Here is a 22,743-nt window from a genome sequence, read left to right as displayed (position 1 = left end):
CCCGCACCGGATGCCGTACGACCACCGCGGTATCCCCGCCTTCCTCCGCCTCCCCCCCCACAGCACCCCCGTCCCCACCCTCGCCCACCCCACGGACCGGGCGATACGCGCGCCAAGGAGCCGGCGATGAGCGACATGATCACCGCGGACCTGGTCGATCTCGACCTGTCCGCCGACACCAAGGAGGCGGCGGCACGTGCCCTCGCCGAACGGATGGCGGCCCAGGGCCGGGTGACCGACCTGGAGGGCTTCCTCGCCGATGTGGCCGCCCGGGAGGCGCAGATGCCGACCGGCCTCGACGGCGGCATCGGCATCCCGCACTGCCGCAGCGAGCACGTCACCGAGCCGACGCTGGCCTTCGGCCGCAGCGCGACCGGGATCGACTTCGGTGCGGCGGACGGCCCCGCCGACCTGATCTTTCTGATCGCGGCGCCGGCCGGTGCCGACGACGCCCATCTGACGATCCTGTCGTCGCTGGCCCGGCGGCTGATGGACACCGGGTTCACCTCGGCGCTGCGGTCGGTGGACGACGCGGCGGCCGCGGCCGCGCTCCTTCGCGGAGAGGAGGCCCCGGCAACCGAGGCCTCCGCGGGTGCGACCTCCGAGGCTTCGGCATCCGAGGCACCGGTGTCCGAGGCACCGGCGTCCGCGGTCCGGGCGCAGGGCGAGGGCTCCGCCGCGGACACCGCGGACGCCTCCGCGCAGGGCCCCCGGGGCGCGCGGGCCGGGGGTGCCCCCGAAGACACCGTCGCGGTGCCGGAGGCGGCCTCCTCCGGCACCGCGACGGGCACCACGGCCGAGGGCGAGGCGGACGAGCGGTCCGGCGGCCGTCCGTTCCGGATCGTTGCCGTCACCTCCTGCCCCACCGGCATCGCACACACCTACATGGCGGCCGAGTCGCTGGAGAACGCCGCCCGTGAGGCGGGCGTCGAGATCGCCGTCGAACCCCAGGGCTCGGCCGGCTTCACCCGGCTCGACCCGGCGGTGATCGCGGCGGCGGACGGCGTCATCTTCGCGCATGACCTCCCCGTACGGGACAAGGACCGCTTCGCCGGGAAGCCGACCGTCGACGTCGGCGTGAAGGCGGGCATCAGCCGGGCAGCCGAACTGATCGCCGAGGTCCGGGAGAAGGCCGCCCGCGGAGAGGTGACCGCGGCGGCGCCCGGCGGCACTCCGGTCGAACGGGCCGGCGAGGCGGGCGAGGGCTACGGCACCAAGCTGCGCAAGTGGCTGATGTCGGGCGTCAGCTACATGGTGCCGTTCGTCGCGGCGGGCGGTCTGCTGATCGCCCTCGGCTTCGCGATCGGCGGCTACGACATCGACAAGGCGCCGCCGGTGACGGAGCACTTCGTGTGGACCCAGGCCGACAGCTGGGCCGCCCTGCTGTTCCAGATCGGCAAAGTGGCCTTCGCCTTCCTCGTCCCGGTCCTGGCCGGCTACATCGCCTACGGCATGGCGGACCGCCCCGGTCTCGTGCCCGGCTTCGTCGGCGGCTCGATCGCCCTCACCGTCAACGCGGGCTTCCTCGGCGGCCTGGCGGCCGGTCTGATCGCCGGTGGTGTGGTGAGGGCGGTCCAGAGGGCGCGCATCCCCGCATCCCTGCGCGGGATCATGCCGGTGGTGGTGATCCCGCTGCTCTCCTCGGCGGTGGCCGGGTTCCTGATGTTCGTGGTCATCGGCAAGCCCATCGCCACCGCGCAGAAGGGCATGACCGACTGGCTGAACGGCCTCTCCGGCACCAACGCCCTCCTGCTCGGCGCACTGCTCGGCCTGATGATGTGCTTCGACCTCGGCGGTCCGGTCAACAAGGTCGCCTACACCTTCGCCACCGCCGGCATCGCGGTCTCCGACCCCAGTGACTCCGCGATGAGGATCATGGCCGCGGTGATGGCGGCCGGCATGGTGCCGCCGCTGGCGATGGCCCTGGCCACGACCGTGCGCGGCACCCTGTTCAACCGGACCGAGCGGGAGAACGGCAAGGCCGCCTGGGTCCTGGGCGCCTCCTTCATCTCCGAGGGCGCGATCCCGTTCGCGGCGGCCGACCCCCTGCGGGTCATTCCGGCGTCGATGGTGGGCGGCGCGGTCACCGGTGCCCTGTCAATGGCCTTCGGTGCCACGCTGCGCGCCCCGCACGGCGGTGTCTTCGTGGTCCCGCTCATCGGCAACCCCTTCTTCTATCTGATTGCCGTCGCGGCGGGCGTGTGCGTCACGGCGGCCCTGGTGGTCGTCCTCAAGACACTGCGCAAGCCGGTGCCGGGCGCGGCGGCCCGGGAAGCGGACGAGGGAGCGCGGAACACACCGGCCGACCGGGAGCAGCCGGTCGCCGCATGACGGGAGACACACAACTCCTTGTCTCCTGGTCCCCTGCCGTCCTCTTGCCCTTTTGGTGCCTTATTGGGGCGCTATGAGTTGTTCACAGCACATGCGAGATGCGTCACGATCCGGGGTGGAAGCCCCGGATCGTGGTGTCTACTGGGAGACATGCCTGAGCACGTCTCCCTTCTGATGTGGTTCGGCGTGGTCCTGCCCGCCGCGCTGACCTTCGCCGCCGTCATCGGCATGGCGCAGATCCGACGCAGCCTTCGCCTCGAGACCGCTCACCTGCATCCCGCCCGGCGTCCGGTGGGCTTCCCCACGCAGTCCGGGGCCGCCCCCCGCCGTGAGTTCGTCGAACTGACCCCGGCGGAGCAGGACGCCTTCGCGGGCCTGATACGCCAACTGAGCGACAGCCCCTGAACCACCCCCGTACGGGCGGGTTCTGCCGCTGCGGCGTCTCTACGACGCCTGCGCCGCCCGCCGTTCCATCGCGCTGCGGGCCGCGTCCTCCGACACGTACACCTCGCACATGTGGCGTCCGTCGGGGGTCGCCGTGTGCTCGATCTCCCACAGGGAGATCTCCGCACCGTTGCTCAGCAGGAACGCGTGCTCGTAGAGCGAGAAGCACAGCCCCGCACGGCTCGTCCGGCAGGGGTGGCCGAAGGCCTGGGTGATGTGGTGCCCCGACGCCGTCGCCAGCAGGGAGGCGATGTCCGCGCCGGGCCGGTCGGCGTTCTCCGCGCGCCGTAACAGCCGGCGTGCGTGATCGGGCGAGCCCTCCGGGATGTAGGTGTGCCGTGTCTCGGGCACCGGCGCGAGCTGCACCAGCGCCGGCAGTTCCAGGTACGGTGCGTCCGGCGGGAGCGGCAGCCGGGCGGTGGCCGTGCCCAGCTCCTCCTCGTCGAGGTACACCTCGTGCTGCGTCTCGCCGCTCGGCGCGGTGTTGTGCACCAGTTCCCAGAGGGTGAGCGCCGAGCCGTCGGCGAGCAGCCAGGTGTGCCGGTAGGTCTCGCGGTGCAGCCCGGCACTGTGGTGCGCCGAGTGCAGCGAACCGTCGTACGCCAGCGCGCCTTCGAGCCGTCGTATCGTCTCGTCGGGCAGCTCGAAGGAGTTCAGGGTGCGTCCGAGGAGCCGCGCAAGGTGCTCCTCCGGAGACTCGGGCGACTCATGGGGTTCGTACGCAGTTGTTCCGTACGGAACGCTCAAGGCTTCTCCCGGCGTTGCTGCATGTCACCTTGTGGGTGCATACCGTAGCCCCTCGGTCGGACATCGCGCCCGAGAACCGAGAAAACGTACGCCGGGAAAACGCCCCGGACGCGAGAAAAGTTCCCGTGAGGCCCGCCCGATGTCCCGCAAAAATCAGCCACCACCCGACGGGCGCCGGTGAACGGGCCGTGCCTCCCCACGGCGGGCACCACCGCCTGCGGTGTCCTGCGGGCGGGGCCGGACCGGCTCAGCGCGCTCCGTACAGGTCCTCGTACGCCGGCCATGTCCCGCCCGGCCCGTCCACCGTCTCGGCGGCCCGTACCGCGCGGACGATCGCACGGGTGACCTGGTCCGCGCCCGCGGCGAGGATCTCGTTCAGGGCGAGGGGGGAGCCGGAGCCGAGCGGGCGGGCCCCGGTGGCCAGGGCGAACGCCGTGTCGCCGTCGTTGAGCAGGTGCGACGGCCGTACGGCGCGCGCGATGCCGTCGTGCGCCGCGTCGGCCAGCTTCTGCGCCTGCGCCTTGGACAGGTCCGCGTCGGTGGCGACCACCGCGAGCGTGGTGTTCAGCAGCGGGGACGGCGCGTTCCGTTCGGCGGCCTCGGCGAGGCGCCGGTGCGCGGCCTCGTGCACCCGTGCGTCGGGGTACTTCACCGGCCCCTGGAACAACTCCCCGTACAGCACCCCCGTTTCCGGATCCACCGCCGATCCCACCGCGTTGGCCACCACCAGTGCCGCCACCGTGATGCCCGAGCCGAGCACCGTGCTCGCCGTGCCGACCCCGCCCTTGAACGACCCCACGACCGCTCCGGTCCCCGCGCCCACGCACCCCTCGGGCACGTGTCCGCCCCCCTCGCTCGCCGCCGCGGCCTCGACCGCGGCGCGCCCGGTGGCCGCGTCCGGCCGGTTCTGGAAGTCACCGCCGCGGCCCAGGTCGAACACGCAGGCGGCTGGCACCACCGGCACCACGTGCGAGGGGTCCGGCCCGACCCGCACTCCGCGTCCCTGCTCCTCCAGCCAGGCCATCACCCCCGAGGCGGCGTCCAGCCCGTAGGCGCTGCCGCCGGTCAGCACGACCGCCTCCACCGTCCGCACCAGGTTGCGCGGAGCGAGAGCATCGGTCTCCTTGGTGCCGGGACCGCCGCCGCGCACCTCCACGGCGGCGACGGCGCCGCCCTCCGGCGCGAGCACGACCGTCGTGCCGGTGAGCCAACCGTCACCCCTGCGCGTCGCATGACCCACCCGCACACCCGGGACGTCCGTCAAAGCGTCCACTCTCATGGGAGCCAGTCTGCTTTTGAGGGAGTCGGTCCGCCCCGGGGCCGAGGGGACGTCATGGCGCTCTTCACCGGAACGGAACTGGATCTCCTCGCCGGAACGGAACGGGGTCTTCTCGCCGGAGCGGGAACGTCGTACCAGCCGCGCCGAGCCGGGGCGGCCACGTCTGGCGCGGACCGTACTCTGGAGGCATGAGCACCGCCCCCGACCCCGCTGCGGAGCCGGCCCCCGCACCGCGTGAACCGAAGGCCGCGCTGATCTTCGACGACCCGCTGGACCAGCAGTCCACGGATGACACCGACCGCGGGTGGGGCGAGCGTCCGGACGGTGACGCGGCCTCCGATCTCAGGCGTTTCCTCGACGAGAAGCCGCCCCACCACCTCTGAGGCCCGCGCGCCCGCCGGACCGCGGCGGACGCCGCCCACCGGGCCGTGACCGCTCGCGGTGGTGAGCCGCGTCGCGGGCCGGCGCGCCCCGTTCGTCGCGTATCCGGCCGCGCATCTCACCGCGTATCTCCATGAGGCCCTGCCGGACGCCCGGGGCCTTCTTCACGCTCGTCATCCGGGGTTTCCCGCTCACCACCCGGGGCTTCTCCCTTCCGCAGCGGACCTCCGCAGCGCACTGCATCGAATGCGCAGGGCATGGACCGAGCTGCTCCGCGATCCGCGGCTCACCACAAAGTCACCGCCAGCTTGGCCGTCGTGCTCGCACCGGCCAGACGTGCCGCGGTGGAGCGCGGCACCGACAGTGCGACCAGCGCACCGCCGCCGGCCGTCTCGTCCACGGGCTCCGGGACCTTCGCCACCCGGGCGCCGCGCGCGATCACCTCGGCCCGCCCGCCGGTCGCCGGATCCTCCGCGGCGATCACATCGACCCGGTCGCCGGGACGCAGCAGCCGGACCGTGGCCGCGTCCGCGATGCGCACGGGCGCGGTCACCGTCCGCTCGCCGTCCGGAGCACGGGCCCCGGACGACGGCTCCGTCCTGTCGGCCGGTGCCGGATGTCCGCGGGCCGGTCCGTTGCGCGGAGAGTCCGAAGCGGCTCGCGGGCCGGCCGCCACCAGCGCGGCCGCGGTGACGGCGAGCCCGGCCGCCACGGCCCGCCTGCGGTGCCGTACGAACCGGCGCAGCGCGTACTTCCCGCCGCGCACCCGCACCGGCGCGAAGTGCGGCACCTCGCATGTGGCCGGGGCTTCCGTGCCGGGCGCGCAAAGAGAGGAACAAAGAGAGGACGAAGAGGGAGGGGAAGAGGCGGAAGGAGGAGAGGCAGAGACAGAGGAGGGGAGAGAAGGGGACGAGGGCAGGGGAGAAGGGAAGGGCAGGGACATGGGGAACCACCCCCAGCGACGTGGATTTCGGCTTGCGATGCCACGATGAGGCATCGCGCCGTCGGCCGCTGGAGCCCGTGTACTACTCACGGGTTGTGGACAACTCCCTCACCCGAACGGGGAATTCCGGCCCACCAGCCCACCGGCCCACAGGCCCATCGGCCCACAGGCCCATCGGCCCAGCAGTCCACAGGCCTACCAGCCCACCAGCCCACCAGCCCTCGACCCGTCAGCCTGCCAACCCGTCAGCTCGGCAGCCCGCCGACCCAGTCGACCCAGTCGCCCCGCCCCCGGTCACGGCAGCTCGAACCCCGGGTCCATCCCGCCCAGCGCGTTCGCGCACAGGCAGTCCCGGTCCTCGGTGGCGGGCAGCGCGGTCACCGTGTCGAACAGAACGCCCCGCAGCCGCTCCACATTGGCCGCGAACACCCGCAGCACCTCCTCGTGCGAGACGCCCTCGCCGCTCTCGGCGCCCGCGTCCAGGTCGGTGACCAGCGTCAGCGAGGTGTAGCAGAGCTCCAGCTCACGGGCGAGCGCCGCCTCGGGGTGGCCGGTCATGCCCACCACCGACCAGCCCTGCGCCTGGTGCCACAGCGATTCGGCCCGGGTGGAGAAGCGCGGTCCCTCCACCACGACGAGCGTGCCGCCGTCCACCGCCTCCCAGCCCCGCCCGCGCGCCGCCTTCAGCGCGGCCGTCCGGCCGACGGGGCAGTAGGGGTCGGCCAGGGAGACGTGGATCACGTTCGGCACCGTGCCGTCGGGCAGCGGCAGCCCGTCGAAGTAGGTCTGCTGCCGGGACTTCGTCCGGTCCACGAACTGGTCGGGCACGAGCAGGGTGCCCGGCCCGTACTCGGGGCGCAGTCCGCCCACCGCGCAGGGGCCGAGGACCTGCCGTACGCCCACGGAACGCAGCGCCCACAGGTTGGCCCGGTAGTTGATGCGGTGCGGCGGGAGATGGTGGCCGCGGCCGTGCCGGGGCAGGAAGGCGACCCGCCGGCCGGCGATCTCGCCGAGGAAGAGGGAGTCGCTGGGCGCGCCGTACGGGGTGTCCACCTGGATCTCGGTCACCTCGTCGAGGAACGAGTAGAAGCCGGAACCGCCGATGACACCGATCTCTGCGTTCGCCATGACCGGCACACTAGTCGCCCGCGCGGACGCTGAGGACCCCGCCGTCCCGTGACGGCAGGGTCCGGAGAAGAGCCGGAGAGGACCCGGAAGGGAGTGACGTCAGGCCGCGGAGCTGCTCGTCGAGGAGGACGAGGACGACGACGACGAGGAGTCCGACGAGGAGGACGAGGACGACGAGCCGTTCGACGAGGCGCGGCTGTCGTTGCGGTAGAAGCCGGAGCCCTTGAAGACAATGCCCACCGCGGAGAACACCTTCTTCAGGCGGCCACCGCAGCTGGGGCACTCGGTGAGTGCGTCGTCGGTGAACTTCTGCACCGCCTCATGGCCATTGCCGCACTCGGTGCACTGGTACTGGTAGGTGGGCACTGTGTCTTCCTCCTGGCACTCTCACTCGATGAGTGCTAACGACGGTCCATAGTGACGCATTCCTTTCGATCAGTCCACTGAGACAGGGGTGCGGTGACCGACGCCACGTGAGGAGGCGGAGCCGTCCGGCCGGGGCGCGAGCCGTGACCTGAGCGCCACCAGGGTGACGAGGGCGAGCACCGTGCCGGTCATCGGGACCAGGAATCCGGCGCCGCTCCACAGCCGGTCCTCCAGCTGTCCGGCGACGGTGGCCGCGGCCGCCTGGCCGAGTGCGACCGCGCCCGTCAGCCAGGTGAACGCCTCGGTGCGGGTGCCCGCCGGGACCAGGCTCTCGACCAGGGTGTAGCCGGTGACCAGGGCCGGGGCGATGCACATGCCGACCAGGAGACCGAGCACGGTCAGGAGCACCACCGACTGCGTGGTCCACAGGGTGGACGCGGCCAGCGCGAGGGCGGTGTGGCCGAGGACGAGACGACGGTGCGGGGCGGCCTTCCAGGCGATGGCGCCGCAGACGATGCCGGAGAGCATGTTGCCCGCGGCGAACGTCCCGTACAGCACGCCGTTGAGGCCGGGGCGGCCGATCGACTCGGTGAAGGCGGCCAGCGAGACCTGCATGCCGCCGAAGACGCATCCGATGCCGAGGAAGGTCACGACCAGCACGCGCACGCCGGGGACGCGCAGGGCGGAGTCGTGCCTCACCCGCGTGCGCGTGCCGGTGGTGACGGGCGGCTGGGTGCGCTTCTGCGCGGCGAACAGCAGGCCGCCGGCCAGGGTCAGTCCGGCCTCCGCGACCAGCCCGGCGGCCGGGTCGACGGTCGTGCACAGGGCGGTCGCCAGCAGGGGGCCGAGGACGAAGGTCAGCTCGTCGGTGACCGACTCGAAGGCCGCCGCGGTGGTCATCAGCGGCGCGTCCTTGAGGGTCACCGCCCAGCGGGCGCGCACCATGGGCCCGATCTGCGGCACCGAGGCGCCGGTCGGCACGGCCGCCGCGAACAGCGCCCACAGGGGTGCGTGCGCCAGGGCGAGGGTGGTCAGTGCCAGTGCCGCCAGGGCGTGTGCCAGGACGCCGGGGATCAGGACGGCGCGCTGCCCGTAGCGGTCGGCGAGCCGCCCGCTGTACGGCGCGAAGAGGGCCATGGAGACGCCGGTGACGGCCGCGGTGGCGCCCGCCGCACCGTAGGAGCCGGTGGTGTGCCGCACCAGCAGGACGATGGAGAGGGTGAGCATCGCGAACGGCTGACGTGCCGCGAAGCCGGGCAGCAGGAACGTCCAGGCGCCGCGGGTGCGCAGCAGCTGGCCGTATCCCGGGCGGGAGGAGGTCTTCGGGGTCTGCGCCGGTTCGGTGGTGGTGACCGTGGATTCCACGGCCCGTGCCTTTCTGCCGCCTGGTAGCGCGCCCCTCGCGGGCAGGCACGCCGAGAGCTGTCCTCAGTGCGCGGACTGCGGTAGATACCTGGCGCCCGCCGCGGGGCGCCCCGGCCGCCATACGGTCGCGCCAGCTCTGCATCAGGCAGAGTTGGTTCCGATCAGGGTGCGCCCCCATCGTACAGCGGGCTGTACCACATGTCCCTCATGTCCCTCGGTGCGCTCAGCTCCCGCTGTCCCCATTGGCCCCGTTGGTGCCCAGCCATCCCGCGAGTTTGCCGCCCCGGCTGACCGCGTGCAGACGCCGTTCCGCCGCCTCGCGGACGGGGTCGGTGGCGACCACGAGGAGTTCGTCGCCGTGCCGCAGGGGCGTGGTGGGCAGCGGTACGAACGACTTCCCCTCGCGGACGACCAGGGTGACCGCGGCCCCGGCGGGCAGCCGCAGCTCGCTGATCTCGACGCCGTGCATCCGCGACCCTTCGGGGATGGTGAAGGACAGCAGATGGCCGCGCAGCCGCTCCAGGGGTGCCGATTCGATGCCGATGTCGGCGGGCTCCTCGGTGCCCAGCCGCAGCTTGCGGGCGACCCAGGGCAGGGTGGGCCCCTGGACGAGGGTGTAGACGACGACGAGAACGAAGACGATGTTGAAGATGCGGTGGGCGGCGGCGACGCCGTTCACCATGGGGATCGTCGCCAGGATGATGGGCACGGCGCCGCGCAGCCCGGCCCAGGACAGCAGTGCCTGTTCCCGCCACGGCACCCGGAACGGCAGCAGGCTGACCACCACCTCCAGCGGGCGCGCGACCATCGTCAGCACCAGGCCGATGATGACGGCCGGCCAGATGTCGTCGCCCAGCTCGTGCGGGGTGACCAGCAGGCCGAGCAGGACGAACATGCCGATCTGGGCGATCCAGCCGAGCCCTTCGGCGAAGCCCCGGGTGGCGGCCCAGTGCGGAAGGCCGGTGTTGCCGAGCACCATCGCCGCCAGGTAGACGGCCAGGAAGCCGCTGCCGTGCGCCAGCGCGCCGAGGGCGTACGCCGTGATCGCGATCGACATCACAGCGATCGGGTAGAGGCCCGAGGCGGGCAGCGCGACATGCCGCAGGGCCCAGGAGCCGAGCCAGCCCACCGCCAGGCCGATGGCCGCTCCGATGGCCAGCTCCAGGAGTATCTCGCCCACCAGCACGTACCACTGCTCGAGCGGACCGGCGGTGGAGAAGGCGACGACCAGGATGACCACGGGGGCGTCGTTGAAGCCGGACTCGGCCTCCAGCGTGCCGGTCAGGCGGGCGGGCAGCGGGACCTTCCGCAGCACCGAGAAGACGGCCGCCGCGTCCGTGGAGGACACCACCGCGCCGATGATGAGGGCCTGGCGCCACTCCAGTCCCACGAGGTAGTGGGCGCCGGCCGCCGTGACGCCGACGCTCACCGCGACGCCGACCACCGCCAGGGAGGCGGCGGCCGGGAGGACCGGTTTGATCTCTTTCCACTTCGTGCCGAGACCGCCCTCGGCCAGGATCACGACCAGGGCCGCGTAGCCGAAGACCTGGGTCAGTTCCGCGTTGGTGAAGTTGATGTGGCCGAGGCCGTCCGAGCCGATGGCCATGCCGATCCCCAGGTAGATGAGCAGGCTGGGGAGCCCGCTGCGCGAGGAGATCCGGACCGCCGCGACCGCGACGAGCAGGACGAGCGAGCCGACGAGCAGGAGCTGGTTGAGCTGGTGGAGAGTCAGTAGCGGATCCTTCCGCGAGTTCCCGGAGTACTTCGTTACCTTATCTAAATCTTGACGTTTTCTTGACGCTTTCTGTGGCGGAATCGAACGTCCGGATGTGCTCCGACCCGACTCCGGGTCAAGTGCAACCGGGCCCTGCGCCTATGGTTGCTCCAGTACTCCAGGACCGCCTGCCGCTCGCGTTAGGACAGCAAGGACAGCGATGCCCCCCAACACCACCGCCCCAACGGGTGACGAGCCCGGCAAGTCCGGCAGGAAGAAGGGGCGAAAAGCCCGACTGATGGTGTTCGTCCTGGTGCTGGCGCTCATCGGAGGCATTGCCTACGGGGCCTACTGGTCCGTCAGCACCGTGCGCGCCCCCTTCCCGCAGACCGAGGGAACGCTCAGACTCCAGGGCCTGTCCGGCCCCGTCGACGTCAAACGGGACAGCCACGGCGTCCCCCGGATCTACGCCTCCTCTCCCGAGGACCTGTTCATGGCGCAGGGCTTCGTCCAGGCGCAGGACCGGTTCTACGAGATGGACGTGCGCCGGCACATGACCTCCGGACGCCTGTCGGAGATGTTCGGCAAGAGCCAGCTCAAGAACGACGAGTTCCTGCGCACCCTGGGCTGGCACCGGGTCGCCAAGCAGGAGTACGACAAGAAGCTGTCGGCCTCCACCAAGAAGTACCTGCAGGCGTACGCCAAGGGAGTCAACGCCTACCTCGAGGGCCGGGAGGCCAAGGACATCTCCCTCGAGTACGCGGCCCTGGGCTTCACCAACGACTACAAGCCCGGGAAGTGGACCCCCGTCGACTCGATCTCCTGGCTGAAGGCGATGGCCTGGGATCTGCGCGGCAACATGCAGGACGAGATCGACCGCGCCCTGATGACCAGCCGCCTCGGGCCGAAGCAGATCAAGGACCTGTACCCGGACTACCCGTACAGCCGGAACAAGCCGATCGTCTCGCAGGGCCAGTACAACGAGATCACCAAGGCCTTCGAGGCGAGCGACGACGCGACCGGCTCGACGGGCACGGGCTCTTCGGACGGCCCGGCCGGCACGTCGGGTACGGCCGGCACGGGCACCGGGACCGGCACCGCGACCGGCGCGTCCTCGTCGGACGGGACCGGCACCTCCGCCCTGCAGACCCAACTGGCGGGCCTGTACGAGGTCCTGGACGACCTGCCGACGGCCGTCGGCGTCAACGGCAACGGCATCGGCTCCAACTCCTGGGTCGTCTCCGGCCGGCACACCATCACCGGCAAGCCGCTGCTCGCCAACGACCCGCACCTGTCGGCCTCGCTGCCCTCGGTCTGGTACCAGATGGGCCTGCACTGCCGCACCGTCTCCGCCAAGTGCCCGTACGACGTCAGCGGCTACACCTTCGCGGGTCTGCCCGGCGTGATCATCGGCCACAACCAGAACATCGCCTGGGGCATGACCAACTCCGGTGTGGACGTCACCGACCTGTACCTGGAGAAGCTCAGCGGCGACGGCTACGTGCGCGGCGACAAGACGGTGCCGTTCCGGACCCGCGAGGAGGTCATCAAGGTCGCCGACGGCGCGTCCAAGAGGATCGTGGTGCGCGAGACCGCCAACGGGCCCCTGCTGTCCGACCGCTCCGCCGAACTGGTGACGGTCGGCAAGAAGGCCCCGGTCGACACCGCGGCGCCCGACCGCGGCGACGGCTACGGAATCGCCCTGAAGTGGACGGCGCTGGAGCCGGGCACCACCATGGACGCCGTCTTCGCCATCGACAAGGCGAAGGACTTCGACGACTTCCGTGAGGCCGCGAAGCTGTTCGACGTGCCCTCGCAGAACCTGGTCTACGCCGACACCGAGGGCAACATCGGCTACACGCTGCCCGGCCGCATCCCCCTGCGCGCGAAGGGTGACGGTTCCCTCCCGGCTCCCGGCTGGGACCCCGAGTACGACTGGACCGGCTACATCAAGCCGGAGGAACTGCCGTACGAGTACAACCCCGAGCGCGGGTACATCGTCACCGCCAACCAGGCGGTCGTCGACCCGAAGAACTACCCGTACACCCTGACCACGGACTGGGGTTACGGCACCCGCAGCCGGCGCATCACCGACCTCATCCAGCAGAAGATCGACGGCGGCGGCAAGATCTCCACCGAGGACATGCGCCAGATGCAGCTGGACAACAGCAGCGCGATCGCCAACCTGCTGGTGCCCAAGCTGCTGAACATCGACATCGAGGACGAGGACGTCCGCCAGGCGCAGAAGCTGCTGGAGGGCTGGGACCGCACCCAGGACGCCGACTCGGCCGCGGCCGCCTACTTCAACGCGGTCTGGCGCAACATCCTCAAGCTCTCCTTCGGCAACAAGCTGCCCAAGGAACTGCGGGTCAGGGGCCAGTGCCTGTGGGTGGAGCCGGCCGACCACACCGGCCCGGCCGACGAGAACCGGAAGGTCCGCGAGTGCGGCCAGCGCGCCCCCGACCAGGCGCAGCCGGACGGCGGCGACCGCTGGTTCGAGGTGCTGCGCAACCTGATGGACAAACCGGACAGCGACTGGTGGAAGACCCCGGCGTCGGGCACCCGGCCCGCGGCCGACAACCGCGACGAGCTGTTCAAGCGCGCCATGATCGACGCCCGCTGGGAGCTGACCGCCAAGCTCGGCAAGGACATCGACACCTGGAGCTGGGGCCGGCTGCACCGTCTGTTCCTGAAGAACCAGACCCTGGGCACCGAGGGACCCGGTTTCCTGCAGTACGTCCTCAACCGCGGCCCGTGGAAGCTCAGCGGCGGCGAGGCCGCGGTCAACGCCACCGGCTGGAACGCGGCCGGGGGCTACGGAGCGGTGTGGGTGCCGTCGATGCGGATGGTGGTCAACCTCGCGGACTTCGACAAGTCCCGGTGGATCAACCTCACCGGTGCCTCCGGACACGCCTACAACGCCCATTACACCGACCAGACGGACAAGTGGGCCAAGGGCGAACTGCTGCCGTGGGCCTTCTCGGCCAAGGCGGTCGACAAGGACACGAGCGACACGCTGGTGCTCAAGCCGTGAGCCGCTGACCGCCCGCGGATGACGAAGGCCCTCCACGCGCGCGTGGGGGGCCTTCGGCGCACAAGCGGAGGGTTCTCGCCGTACGCGTCGTACGCGTCGTGCGCGCCCTGCACGCCCTGCACGCCCTGCACGTCGTACGTGGTGTGCGCGCCGTACGGGTCGCCGCCGCGGGCCGTGGAGACCGGGGCGTGGCCTCAGGAGGCAGGAGACCTCAGGGGACCTTCAGGGGGACCTCAGGAGAAGCGGCGCACCCCCGAAGGGGTCACCACCGCCTGCACGGGCCGGTCGTGGGCCTCCTCGGGGACGTGCCCGACGACCTCCGTGTCGTACAGCAGGACCACGCGTGCGGGGTGCGTGTCCGCCGCTTCCAGACGGGCGAGGACACGGTCGTAGGAGCCTCCGCCGCGTCCGAGGCGCATCCCGCGCGCGTCGACGGCGAGACCGGGCAGCAGGACGGCGTCGGCCTTTGTCACGGCGTGCGGGCCGAGGCGCTCGCCGGCCGGCTCGAGCAGCGCCATCTTCCCGCTGTGCCGCACGCGGGTGAGGGATCCCTCCCCGGCGTAGGCGCCCCAGTCCAGGTCGTTGTCGGGCAGCAGGACGGGCAGCAGGACGCGCACGCCCCGCGCGCGCAGGGCGTCGAGCAGCGGAAGGGTGCCCGGTTCGGTGCCCACGGAGACGTACGCGGCCACCGTGCGGGCACGTGCCAGCTCGGGAAGCTCCAGGGCGCGCCGCGCGAGCGCGTGGGCCGCCTCCCGCACGTCATCCGCGGTCAATGTGTTCCTCGCCGCGAGGAGTTCTCGTCGCAATGTGCGCTTGGCGGCCTCGGCCCCGCGTCCGGTGTGGCCCACTGGTCCTTCCGTGCCCTTTCCTGTGCCGGTTCCCGTACTGGTTCTGTGCTGGTTTCCGGGCTGGTTCCCGTGCCGGTTTCCTGCGGCTTCCTGCAGTTTCCCGCAGCGGCTTCCCGTGTCGGCATTCGTGCTCACATATGAGCCGGACAACCGGAGTCGAGGATTTCCCACAAAGGCAGTGGATAAGGTTGCGGGCATGACTCAGAAGCGTCCCAGGATCAGCAAGGCTGTCATTCCCGCGGCAGGCCTTGGCACCCGGTTCCTGCCGGCGACCAAGGCCACTCCCAAGGAGATGCTGCCGGTGGTGGACAAGCCGGCGATCCAGTACGTGGTCGAGGAGGCCGTCGCCGCGGGCCTCGACGACGTCCTGATGGTGACCGGCCGCAACAAGCGGCCCCTGGAGGACCACTTCGACCGCAACTACGAGCTGGAGTCCGCCCTGGAGAAGAAGGGCGACGGCGACCGGCTCGCCAAGGTGCAGGAGTCCACCGATCTCGCCACGATCCACTACGTCCGCCAGGGCGACCCCAGGGGGCTGGGACACGCGGTGCTCTGCGCGGCCCCGCACGTCGGCCGGGAACCCTTCGCCGTCCTGCTCGGCGACGACCTGATCGACCCGCGCGACCCGCTGCTGCAGCGGATGATCGAGGTCCAGGAGCTCCACGGCGGCAGCGTGGTGGCCCTGATGGAGGTCGACCCCGGGCAGATCCACCTCTACGGCTGCGCGGCCGTGGAGCCCACCGGGGAGAGCGACGTCGTCCAGGTGACCGGCCTGGTCGAGAAGCCGGACGCGGCGGAGGCCCCCTCCAACTACGCGATCATCGGCCGTTACCTCCTCGACCCGAACGTCTTCGAGGTCCTGCGCAGGACCGAGCCCGGCCGCGGCGGTGAGATCCAGCTCACCGACGCGCTGCAGCAGCTCGCGCAGGACGAGACGATCGGCGGCCCGGTGCACGGTGTCGTCTTCAAGGGACGCCGCTACGACACCGGCGACCGCGGCGACTATTTGCGCGCCATCGTCAGACTCGCATGCGAACGTGAGGACCTGGGCCCGGACTTCAGGGCCTGGCTTCAGCGGTACGTAGCCGAGGAGATGCAACGACATTGAGCAGCGCCGAGCCCCGCACCGTCGGCCCGGACCACCTGTGGTCGGTGGACGAGCACCTGGAGGACGTCCTCACCACCGTCCGCCCGCTGGAACCCATCGAACTGCACCTGCTCGACGCCCAGGGCTGCCTCCTGGTCGACGACGTCACGGTGCCGGTCTCCCTGCCGCCGTTCGACAACAGCTCCATGGACGGGTACGCGGTACGGACCGCGGACGTCTCGGGCGCGAGCGAGGAGTTCCCGGCCGTCCTGGACGTCGTCGGGGACGTCGCGGCGGGCTCGGCGGAACCGCTCCACGTGGGGCCGGGACAGGCCGCCCGGATCATGACCGGTGCCCCGCTGCCTCCCGGCGCCGAGGCGGTCGTCCCCGTGGAGTGGACCGACGGGGGACTCGGCGGGGGCCCGGTCGGCGCCATGCGCGCCCGCAGCCTCCACCCCGAGGGCGCCGGCGGGCACGTACGCGTGTACCGGCCGGTCGAGGCACGCGCGCATGTGCGCGCCCAGGGCAGCGACGTGAAGGCCGGCGACCGCGTGCTCAAGGCCGGTACGGTCCTCGGGCCGGCGCAGATCGCCCTGCTGGCCGCGATCGGCCGCGGCACGGTCCGGGTGCGCCCCCGCCCGCGCGTGGTGGTGCTGTCCACCGGCAGCGAACTCGTCCAGCCCGGCGAGCGGCTCGGCCCCGGCCGGATCTACGACTCCAACAGCTTCGCCCTGACCGCGGCGGCCCGGGACGCCGGTGCCATCGCCTACCGGGTGGGCGCCGTCACCGACGACGCCGACACCCTGCGCTCCACCATCGAGGACCAGCTGGTCCGCGCCGATCTGCTGGTCACCACGGGCGGGGTGAGCGTCGGGGCGTACGACGTCGTCAAGGAGGCGCTGTCGCACGTCGGCGACGCGGACGAGCCGGGCGGCGGAGTGGAGTTCCGCAAGCTGGCCATGCAGCCCGGAAAGCCCCAGGGCTTCGGGACCGTCGGCCCCGAGCACGTCCCGCTGCTGGCCCTGCCCGGCAACCCGGTGTCGGCGTACGTCTCCTTCGAGCTGTTCGTCCGGCCCGTCATCCGTACCCTGATGGGTCTTCCGGACGTCCACCGGCCGACAGTCCGCGCGACCCTGGCCGCGGACAAGGCGCTCGCCTCGCCCAAGGGGCGCAGGCAGTTCCTGCGCGGGACGTACACCGACGGCGAGGTCAGGCCCGTCGGGGGCGCCGGCTCCCATCTGGTCGCGGCCCTCGCGCAGGCCGACGCCCTCATCGTCGTCCCCGAGGACGTCGAGTCCGTCGAGCCCGGTGCCGAGGTCGAGGTGATCCTGCTCGGCTGAGTCCCGGAGGAGGGCGGTACCGTGTCGCGCACAGCAGGCCCGTGCGCCGCACCGAGCCGGGCCCGGACCGGGAGCCCACACGATCATGACTGAGCCTTCCCGGGGGGAGACCCCCGGATCCCCTGCGCAGGACCGGCTGACGCACATCGACGAGGCCGGCGCCGCCCGTATGGTCGACGTCTCCGGCAAGGAGGTGACCGCGCGCACCGCCCGCGCCAGCGGCCGTGTCCTCGTCTCGCCGCGCGTGGTCGAGCTGCTGCGCGGCGAGGGCGTCCCCAAGGGCGACGCGCTCGCCACCGCGCGGATCGCCGGAATCATGGGCGCCAAGCGCACCCCCGACCTGATCCCGCTGTGCCATCCGCTGTCGCTGTCGGGTGTGAGACTGGACCTGTCGGTCACGGACGAGGCCGTGGAGATCCAGGCCACCGTGAAGACGACGGACCGCACGGGCGTCGAGATGGAGGCGCTCACCGCGGTGTCCGTCGCCGCGCTCACCGTGATCGACATGGTCAAGGCGGTCGACAAGGGGGCGGTCATCACGGACGTGCGAGTGGAGGAGAAGACGGGCGGCGCGTCGGGCGACTGGAGCCGGACATGACCTACCGCGCACTGGTTGTCACGGCCTCCAACCGGGCCGCCGCCGGGATCTACGAGGACCGGGGCGGCCCCCTGATCGCCGAGGGCCTGAAGCGCCTCGGCTTCGCCGTCGACGGCCCGCGGGTCGTCCCCGACGGAGACCCGGTGGAGGCCGCTCTGCGCGCGGGCGTCGAGGCCGGGTACGACGTCGTCGTGACCACCGGCGGCACCGGCATCTCGCCCACCGACCGCACCCCCGAGGCCACCCGCCGGGTGATCGACCACGAGGTGCCGGGCATCGCGGAGGCCATCCGGGCGTACGGCAGACAGAAAGTGCCGACCGCGGCGCTCTCCCGGGGGCTGGCCGGGGTGGCCGGCCGGACGCTGATCGTCAACCTGCCGGGTTCCACCGGCGGGGTGAAAGACGGACTGGCCGTGCTGGAGCCCCTGTTGACGCACGCCGTCGACCAGCTGCGCGGCGGCGACCACGCCGGACCCGCCGCCGGGAGTGGGGGTGCGAGCTGAGCGGCTCATTCTGGCCTGTCGTGCTGGCGGAGGGCGATGTCGTCCTGCGGCCGATAAGGCTGCGCGACCAGCGGGCCTGGCGTGAGGTCAACCAGCGCAACCGGGACTGGCTGCGGCCCTGGGAGGCGACCATTCCGCCGCCCGTGCCCGGCGGGCCCGTCACGCACCGGCCGACCTACCGCCAGATGGTGCGGCACCTCCGCTCCGAGGCACGCGCGGGCCGGATGCTGCCGTTCGTCATCGAGTACCAGGGGAAACTGGTCGGGCAGGTGACGGTCGCCGGGATCACCTGGGGCTCGATGCGCTCGGGCCACATCGGCTACTGGGTGGACGAGGCGGTGGCCGGCCGCGGGGTGATGCCGACCGCGGTGGCACTCGTCGTGGACCACTGTTTCCGCACCGTGGGACTGCACCGCATCGAGGTCTGCATTCGCCCCGAGAACGGGCCGAGCCGGCGAGTGGTGGAGAAACTGGGATTCCGCGAGGAGGGGCTGCGCCTGCGTTATCTCCACATCGACGGCGCCTGGCGCGATCACATGGTGTTCGCGCTCACCGCGGAAGAGGTGCCCGAGGGGCTGCTGAGCCGCTGGCGGCGGAGCCGTGCGCGGCAGGCGTCGGACGGGAATCCCGCCCCGCCCAGAAATTGAATAAACGTTCGAATTTGAGCGGCGCTCGTTCCTGATCGCATCGATCGCAAAAAAAGTTCGAAATATCAGCCAGATCGTGCGACACACCGGCCCAATTGGCAGATGGCCTCATGCAAACCCCTCTACGGTGTGAGATGTGAGCAGCAGCGGCCTCATCTACGCAGTCATCGTCGGGGCCTGGGCCGCCTACTTGGTGCCGATGTGGCTCCGTAGGCAGGACGAGCTCAACGAGGCCCGTCCGACGGAACGCTTCAGCACCGCCATCCGGCTCCTGTCCGGACGAGCGGGAATGGAGCGCCGGTACGCCAGGGACCTCAGGGCGCGCTCCGCCGAGGAGGGGGGGTGTGACACCGGGGAACCGGACGCCATCACCGACTCGGTGGACGTCCGGGCCTTCGCCGTGCCTCCGACCGATGCACGGCAGCGGCCGCGGCCGCCGGCCCAGGACATGCGGGACAAGCGGGAGACGGCGAAGGGCGAACGCGCCCCCCGGGACCGGGCCGCCGCACCGTCGGCGTCCTCCGCCGACACGCACGCCCGCATTCCCGCGGCCCGGCGCGCACCCGCCGCGGAGGCCGCCGCGGCACGCGCCCGGCGCTCGAAGGTACTGGCACGCCGCCGCCGCACCACGATCCTTCTCTTCCTCGCCTTCACCGGCGGCTCGATCCTCGCCGCGGTCGGCGGACTCGCCTTCCTGTGGGCGCCCGCCATCCCCGCCGTGCTGCTCAGCGCGTACATCGCGTATCTGCGCGTCCAGGAGCGGCGCCGCTTCGCCTACCAGATGGACCGCCGCCGCGCCGAGGCCGCCGCGCAGCGGCTGCGCGAGACCCGGCGCCAGCCGCGCCGGCGCGAGCCCCTGGACCCTGCTGCGGACGAACCGGAGGCGGGCCCCGAGCCGGAGGCGGACCCCGGCCTGTCCGCCCTCGCCGCCGACCGGCGTGCCCTGGTCGAGCAGACCGACCACGCCGAGTGGCTCGACCAGCAGCGCGAGCGCCAGCAGCGCCCCGGCCAGGGCGACAGCTGGGACCCGGTCCCCGTACCGCTGCCCACGTACGTCACCGCCCCGGTCGCCCCGCGCGCCACCTCCGACGTCGACCTCGGCGCCCCGGACACCTGGAGCTCGGCGCGCTCGTCCCCGGTGGTGCCGGAGGAGGACACGGCTCCCGTCCTGGACGAGCCCTCCCCGCTCCTGGACGAACCCTCCCCGCCCCCCGCCGGCGACCGCGCGGAGAGCCGCGGGGACGGCCGCACCGACGCCCGCCGCGCCGCCTCGGCCCGCCGCGCCCGCGAACGCGGACGCACCCCGCTCTTCGACCAGTACGAGGACGGCGACCGCCCGCGCGCGGCCAACGAGTGACCCCGGGGCGGCCCTGGAGCGGCCCCGGAGCGGACACCCTTTCAGGAGCCCCACCCCTGACCTGCCCGGGAACGGATTTCCAACCTCCCGGAGGGGGATGCTAAAGTTTTCCTCGTTGCAAGGGCCTGTGGCGCAGTCCGGTAGCGCACCTCGTTCGCATCGAGGGGGCCAGGGGTTCAAATCCCCTCAGGTCCACGCAGCAGAGAGCCCCGGTCGGTGATCACCGACCGGGGCTTTGTCGTACGGCGACGGTCGGCACCGTCGTCGACCAGGACCCGCGTACGGTGCGAGCACGCTCCGCAAGCGGGGCCGCCGTCCTCTTCTTCCTCTTCCTCTTCCTCGTTCCTCGCCGGTGCGGCCCGCATGCGTGCCGCGCCCTTGCGCGTCTCCCCCTCGGCGGCCGTCCGGTGCGGCCTGCCCCAAGGCTTAGGGTGGGTTCCTGGGGGAGCGGCATGAGGCGGGGAACTCCCCACACCCCGGGCCGACCCCACCAGGGGATCGTCCTGAGCCGGACGGCCTCGAAGCTGGTGAGGCGAGGTGACAACGTGAGCGACGATCCTGTCCCGCATTCGTCGGCATTCGCGGCAGCGGAAAGCTCCGTTGCGGAACAGGCACGCGTGCGCCGGGAGGCCCGTCGCAGGCACCCGCGGGTATGGGCGGCCGTCGCCGTGGGCGGAGCCCTGGGGGCTTGTGCCCGCTACGAGGCGGCACTGCTCTGGCCGACGGGCAAGGCCGAGTTCCCGTGGACGACGCTGGGCGTCAACGCGGTGGGGTGCCTCGTCATCGGCGTGTTCCTGGTGATGGTCACGGAGGTCTTCACCGCGCATCCCTTGCTCCGCCCGTTCTTCGGAACGGGAGTCCTGGGCGGCTTCACGACCTTCTCCACGTACTGTGTCGACATCGAACGTCTGGTGCGGGCGGACAGGGCCGGCATCGCCCTGGTCTATCTGGCGGCAACCGTGGTCGTCGCGCTGGCCGCCGCGAGGATCGGCATGATCGCCGCCCGGCTCGTCCCGTCGGCGAGAGGATCCTGATCATGAGGCTTCACGGACGCGCACTGCGTCTGACGATCATCGTCGACGACACGGACACCTGGCACCACAAGCCCCTGTTCACGGAAATCGTGCACCGTGCCCACGCCTTCGGCCTGGCCGGGGCCACGGTCTTCCGTGGTTCGGAGGGTTTCGGGGAGACCTCGGTCGTGCACACCACGCGCCTGCTGTCCATGGCCGACGACCTGCCGACGGCCGTCGTCATCGTCGACGAGGAGGACCGCGTCCGAGCGTTCATGTCCCAGCTCGAGGAACTGCCCATCAGTGGCCTCATCACCCTGGAGGAGGTCGAGGTGGTGCACTACAAGGGCCGGGACACCACGGCCTCATGAGGTTCCTGCTCGTCGCTGTCGGAGGAGCCGTCGGCGCCACCCTGCGGTACCTGATCGACCGGGCCGTGCAGGCACGTCACGACTCCGTTTTCCCCTGGGGAACGTTCGCGGCCAATGTCACCGGATCGGTGATCCTGGGCGCGCTGACCGGAGCCGTACTCGCCGGACCCGTTCCGGAGAGCATCCAGCTTCTCCTGGGCACGGGCCTGTGCGGAGCCCTCACCACGTACTCGACGTTCTCCTACGAGACGCTCAGCCTGGCGGAGTCCGGGGCGCGCTTCCTCGCCGCGGTCAACGTGGTGGCCTCGGTCGTCGCCGGGCTGGGAGCCGTGTTCCTCGGCATGACCCTCGCACAGGCGGCTTTCTCCTAGCGGCCGTTGTCGTGGTTTGGGACGGCGGGAGTGCTGCTTCGTGCGCTGTGCACTGTGCGCCGTGCGCAGGCATGGAAGGTGATGGTCCCCCTGGGAGCGTCTCGCGGAACCTTCGTGGAACCCGTCTCCCTCCCGCGCGGCGATGTGCGAAGACCCGGGGTGCGCGGGAGGACAAGAGCCCCATGGATCCGGTTGTGCCGCACAATTAATTGACCGATCGTTTCAGAAACGTCTAGAGTCCTGGGCGTGGCCAGGACCAAAGAATTCGATCCGGACGCCGCACTGCAGTCGGCTCTCGAGCTGTTCTGGCAGCGTGGCTACGAGGCGACGTCCATGGCGGATCTCGTCGAGCATCTCGGTGTCGGCCGCGCCAGCATCTACGCGACCTTCGGCAGCAAGCACGAGCTGTACCTGAAGGCCCTGGACCGGTACGCCGAGACACGCGACCCACGTCTCGTCGCCGAGCTGTCCCGGCCGGGTCCCGCACTGCCCGCGGTGCGGGCGGTGGTGCGCGCCTTCGCCGCGGAGGCCGCCGCGCCGGAGAGCCGGCTGAACGGGTGCTTCATCACCAACACGGCGGCCGAGCTGGCCCCGCACGACGTCGCGGCGGCCCGCCGGGTCGAGAACAGCTGGGAGCGCCTCGAGACCGCGCTGCACTCCGCGCTCGTACGGGCCCAGGCCCAGGGCGAGCTGCCCGAGGGCCGGGATCCACGCGCGCTGGCCCGCATGCTTCTCGTCCTGCTGCAGGGCATGCGGGTCGTCGGCAAGGCGTCGAGCGATCCCGCCCGGGTGCGGGACGCGGCCGAGCAGGCGCTGGCTCTGCTGGACTGAGGCACGTCCACCGCGGCCACCGAGCCGCCTTTGGCATGCCTGAAT

Annotated in this window: 22 protein-coding genes and 1 tRNA gene; 15 read left to right on the top strand and 8 right to left on the bottom strand. The window is 71.7% G+C overall.

Features of this window, described 5'->3' with window-relative positions; translation table 11 throughout:
• The first annotated feature begins 126 nt into the window (after window positions 1-126).
• Together ABD224_RS15895 and ABD224_RS15890 are read left to right on the top strand one after the other, a co-directional pair.
• Window positions 127-2,331, top strand: coding sequence for a PTS fructose transporter subunit IIABC (locus ABD224_RS15895; RefSeq protein WP_344050235.1), 2,205 nt, complete (start codon window positions 127-129; stop codon window positions 2,329-2,331).
• 150 nt (window positions 2,332-2,481) lie between these two features.
• Window positions 2,482-2,736 carry a hypothetical protein gene (locus ABD224_RS15890; protein ID WP_344050234.1) on the top strand — a complete coding sequence of 85 codons (255 nt, stop codon included), beginning with the start codon at window positions 2,482-2,484 and terminating at the stop codon, window positions 2,734-2,736.
• Window positions 2,737-2,775: 39 nt separating this feature from the next.
• Here ABD224_RS15890 and ABD224_RS15885 read toward each other — a convergent pair whose 3' ends face one another.
• Window positions 2,776-3,522, bottom strand: coding sequence for a DUF6227 family protein (locus tag ABD224_RS15885; RefSeq protein WP_344050233.1), 747 nt, complete (start codon window positions 3,520-3,522; stop codon window positions 2,776-2,778).
• A gap of 247 nt (window positions 3,523-3,769) precedes the next feature.
• Entirely contained in the window at window positions 3,770-4,801 is a 1,032-nt protein-coding gene (locus ABD224_RS15880) for a P1 family peptidase (RefSeq protein ID WP_344050232.1), read from the bottom strand.
• 188 nt (window positions 4,802-4,989) lie between these two features.
• On the opposite strand from ABD224_RS15880, the gene ABD224_RS15875 reads away from it, so the two are divergent.
• On the top strand, window positions 4,990-5,184 hold the full coding sequence (locus ABD224_RS15875; RefSeq protein WP_344050231.1) for a hypothetical protein: 195 nt from the start codon (window positions 4,990-4,992) through the stop codon (window positions 5,182-5,184).
• Between the two features lie 284 nt (window positions 5,185-5,468).
• Here the strand turns inward: ABD224_RS15875 and ABD224_RS15870 are convergent, their stop codons facing one another.
• The 5 genes from ABD224_RS15870 to ABD224_RS15850 all read right to left on the bottom strand — a co-directional run bounded on the left by ABD224_RS15870 (window position 5,469) and on the right by ABD224_RS15850 (window position 10,716).
• Window positions 5,469-6,125 (bottom strand): RcpC/CpaB family pilus assembly protein, encoded by a 657-nt coding sequence (locus tag ABD224_RS15870; RefSeq protein ID WP_344050230.1) that lies wholly within the window; start codon window positions 6,123-6,125, stop codon window positions 5,469-5,471.
• A 294-nt stretch (window positions 6,126-6,419) separates the two neighbouring features.
• Window positions 6,420-7,253, bottom strand: a complete 834-nt coding sequence (locus ABD224_RS15865) for an S-methyl-5'-thioadenosine phosphorylase (protein ID WP_344050229.1) — start codon at window positions 7,251-7,253, stop codon at window positions 6,420-6,422.
• 99 nt (window positions 7,254-7,352) lie between these two features.
• Window positions 7,353-7,619, bottom strand: a complete 267-nt coding sequence (locus tag ABD224_RS15860; RefSeq protein WP_344050228.1) for an FmdB family zinc ribbon protein — start codon at window positions 7,617-7,619, stop codon at window positions 7,353-7,355.
• A 69-nt stretch (window positions 7,620-7,688) separates the two neighbouring features.
• Window positions 7,689-8,984 (bottom strand): MFS transporter, encoded by a 1,296-nt coding sequence (locus ABD224_RS15855; protein ID WP_344050227.1) that lies wholly within the window; start codon window positions 8,982-8,984, stop codon window positions 7,689-7,691.
• A 223-nt stretch (window positions 8,985-9,207) separates the two neighbouring features.
• Window positions 9,208-10,716 carry a potassium/proton antiporter gene (locus ABD224_RS15850; RefSeq protein ID WP_344050260.1) on the bottom strand — a complete coding sequence of 503 codons (1,509 nt, stop codon included), beginning with the start codon at window positions 10,714-10,716 and terminating at the stop codon, window positions 9,208-9,210.
• Between the two features lie 202 nt (window positions 10,717-10,918).
• Between ABD224_RS15850 and ABD224_RS15845 the strand changes: the two genes are divergently transcribed.
• Complete coding sequence (locus ABD224_RS15845) at window positions 10,919-13,732, top strand: penicillin acylase family protein (RefSeq protein WP_344050226.1); 2,814 nt, start codon at window positions 10,919-10,921, stop codon at window positions 13,730-13,732.
• A gap of 233 nt (window positions 13,733-13,965) precedes the next feature.
• Here the strand turns inward: ABD224_RS15845 and ABD224_RS15840 are convergent, their stop codons facing one another.
• Complete coding sequence (locus ABD224_RS15840; protein ID WP_344050225.1) at window positions 13,966-14,580, bottom strand: 5-formyltetrahydrofolate cyclo-ligase; 615 nt, start codon at window positions 14,578-14,580, stop codon at window positions 13,966-13,968.
• Window positions 14,581-14,776: 196 nt separating this feature from the next.
• Here ABD224_RS15840 and galU point away from each other — a divergent pair, with 196 nt between their 5' ends.
• The 11 genes from galU to ABD224_RS15785 all read left to right on the top strand — a co-directional run bounded on the left by galU (window position 14,777) and on the right by ABD224_RS15785 (window position 22,698).
• Window positions 14,777-15,688: a UTP--glucose-1-phosphate uridylyltransferase GalU gene (galU, locus tag ABD224_RS15835; RefSeq protein ID WP_344050224.1), complete on the top strand. Its 912-nt coding sequence runs from the start codon at window positions 14,777-14,779 to the stop codon at window positions 15,686-15,688.
• On the top strand, window positions 15,685-17,007 hold the full coding sequence (gene glp, locus ABD224_RS15830; protein ID WP_344050223.1) for a molybdotransferase-like divisome protein Glp: 1,323 nt from the start codon (window positions 15,685-15,687) through the stop codon (window positions 17,005-17,007). The genes galU and glp overlap by 4 nt, the downstream gene beginning before the upstream one ends.
• A gap of 85 nt (window positions 17,008-17,092) precedes the next feature.
• Entirely contained in the window at window positions 17,093-17,605 is a 513-nt protein-coding gene (gene moaC / locus ABD224_RS15825; RefSeq protein WP_344050222.1) for a cyclic pyranopterin monophosphate synthase MoaC, read from the top strand.
• A complete protein-coding gene (locus ABD224_RS15820) occupies window positions 17,602-18,108 on the top strand; it encodes a MogA/MoaB family molybdenum cofactor biosynthesis protein (RefSeq protein ID WP_344050221.1) in 507 nt (168 codons plus the stop codon). Before moaC ends, ABD224_RS15820 begins: the two co-directional genes overlap by 4 nt.
• A 20-nt stretch (window positions 18,109-18,128) precedes the next feature.
• The gene (locus tag ABD224_RS15815) at window positions 18,129-18,755 is read left to right on the top strand and encodes a GNAT family N-acetyltransferase (RefSeq protein WP_344050220.1); all 627 of its coding nucleotides are present in this window, start codon (window positions 18,129-18,131) and stop codon (window positions 18,753-18,755) included.
• 136 nt (window positions 18,756-18,891) lie between these two features.
• A complete protein-coding gene (sepX, locus tag ABD224_RS15810) occupies window positions 18,892-20,112 on the top strand; it encodes a divisome protein SepX/GlpR (protein WP_344050219.1) in 1,221 nt (406 codons plus the stop codon).
• 121 nt (window positions 20,113-20,233) lie between these two features.
• Window positions 20,234-20,307: transfer RNA gene (locus tag ABD224_RS15805), tRNA-Ala, on the top strand.
• A gap of 422 nt (window positions 20,308-20,729) precedes the next feature.
• Window positions 20,730-21,146: a fluoride efflux transporter CrcB gene (gene crcB, locus ABD224_RS15800; RefSeq protein WP_344050259.1), complete on the top strand. Its 417-nt coding sequence runs from the start codon at window positions 20,730-20,732 to the stop codon at window positions 21,144-21,146.
• Entirely contained in the window at window positions 21,146-21,496 is a 351-nt protein-coding gene (locus ABD224_RS15795) for a DUF190 domain-containing protein (RefSeq protein ID WP_344050258.1), read from the top strand. Before crcB (ABD224_RS15800) ends, ABD224_RS15795 begins: the two co-directional genes overlap by 1 nt.
• Window positions 21,493-21,867, top strand: a complete 375-nt coding sequence (gene crcB, locus ABD224_RS15790) for a fluoride efflux transporter CrcB (RefSeq protein WP_344050218.1) — start codon at window positions 21,493-21,495, stop codon at window positions 21,865-21,867. The genes ABD224_RS15795 and crcB (ABD224_RS15790) overlap by 4 nt, the downstream gene beginning before the upstream one ends.
• A gap of 246 nt (window positions 21,868-22,113) precedes the next feature.
• Window positions 22,114-22,698, top strand: a complete 585-nt coding sequence (locus tag ABD224_RS15785; protein ID WP_344050217.1) for a TetR/AcrR family transcriptional regulator — start codon at window positions 22,114-22,116, stop codon at window positions 22,696-22,698.
• Window positions 22,699-22,743 lie beyond the last annotated feature (45 nt).

It is taken from the genome of Streptomyces thermoalcalitolerans (genome assembly GCF_039525155.1).
Classification (GTDB): domain Bacteria; phylum Actinomycetota; class Actinomycetes; order Streptomycetales; family Streptomycetaceae; genus Streptomyces; species Streptomyces thermovulgaris.
The sequence above is the reverse complement of the archived record's forward strand: the minus strand, read 5'-3'. Positions and strand labels throughout refer to the sequence as shown.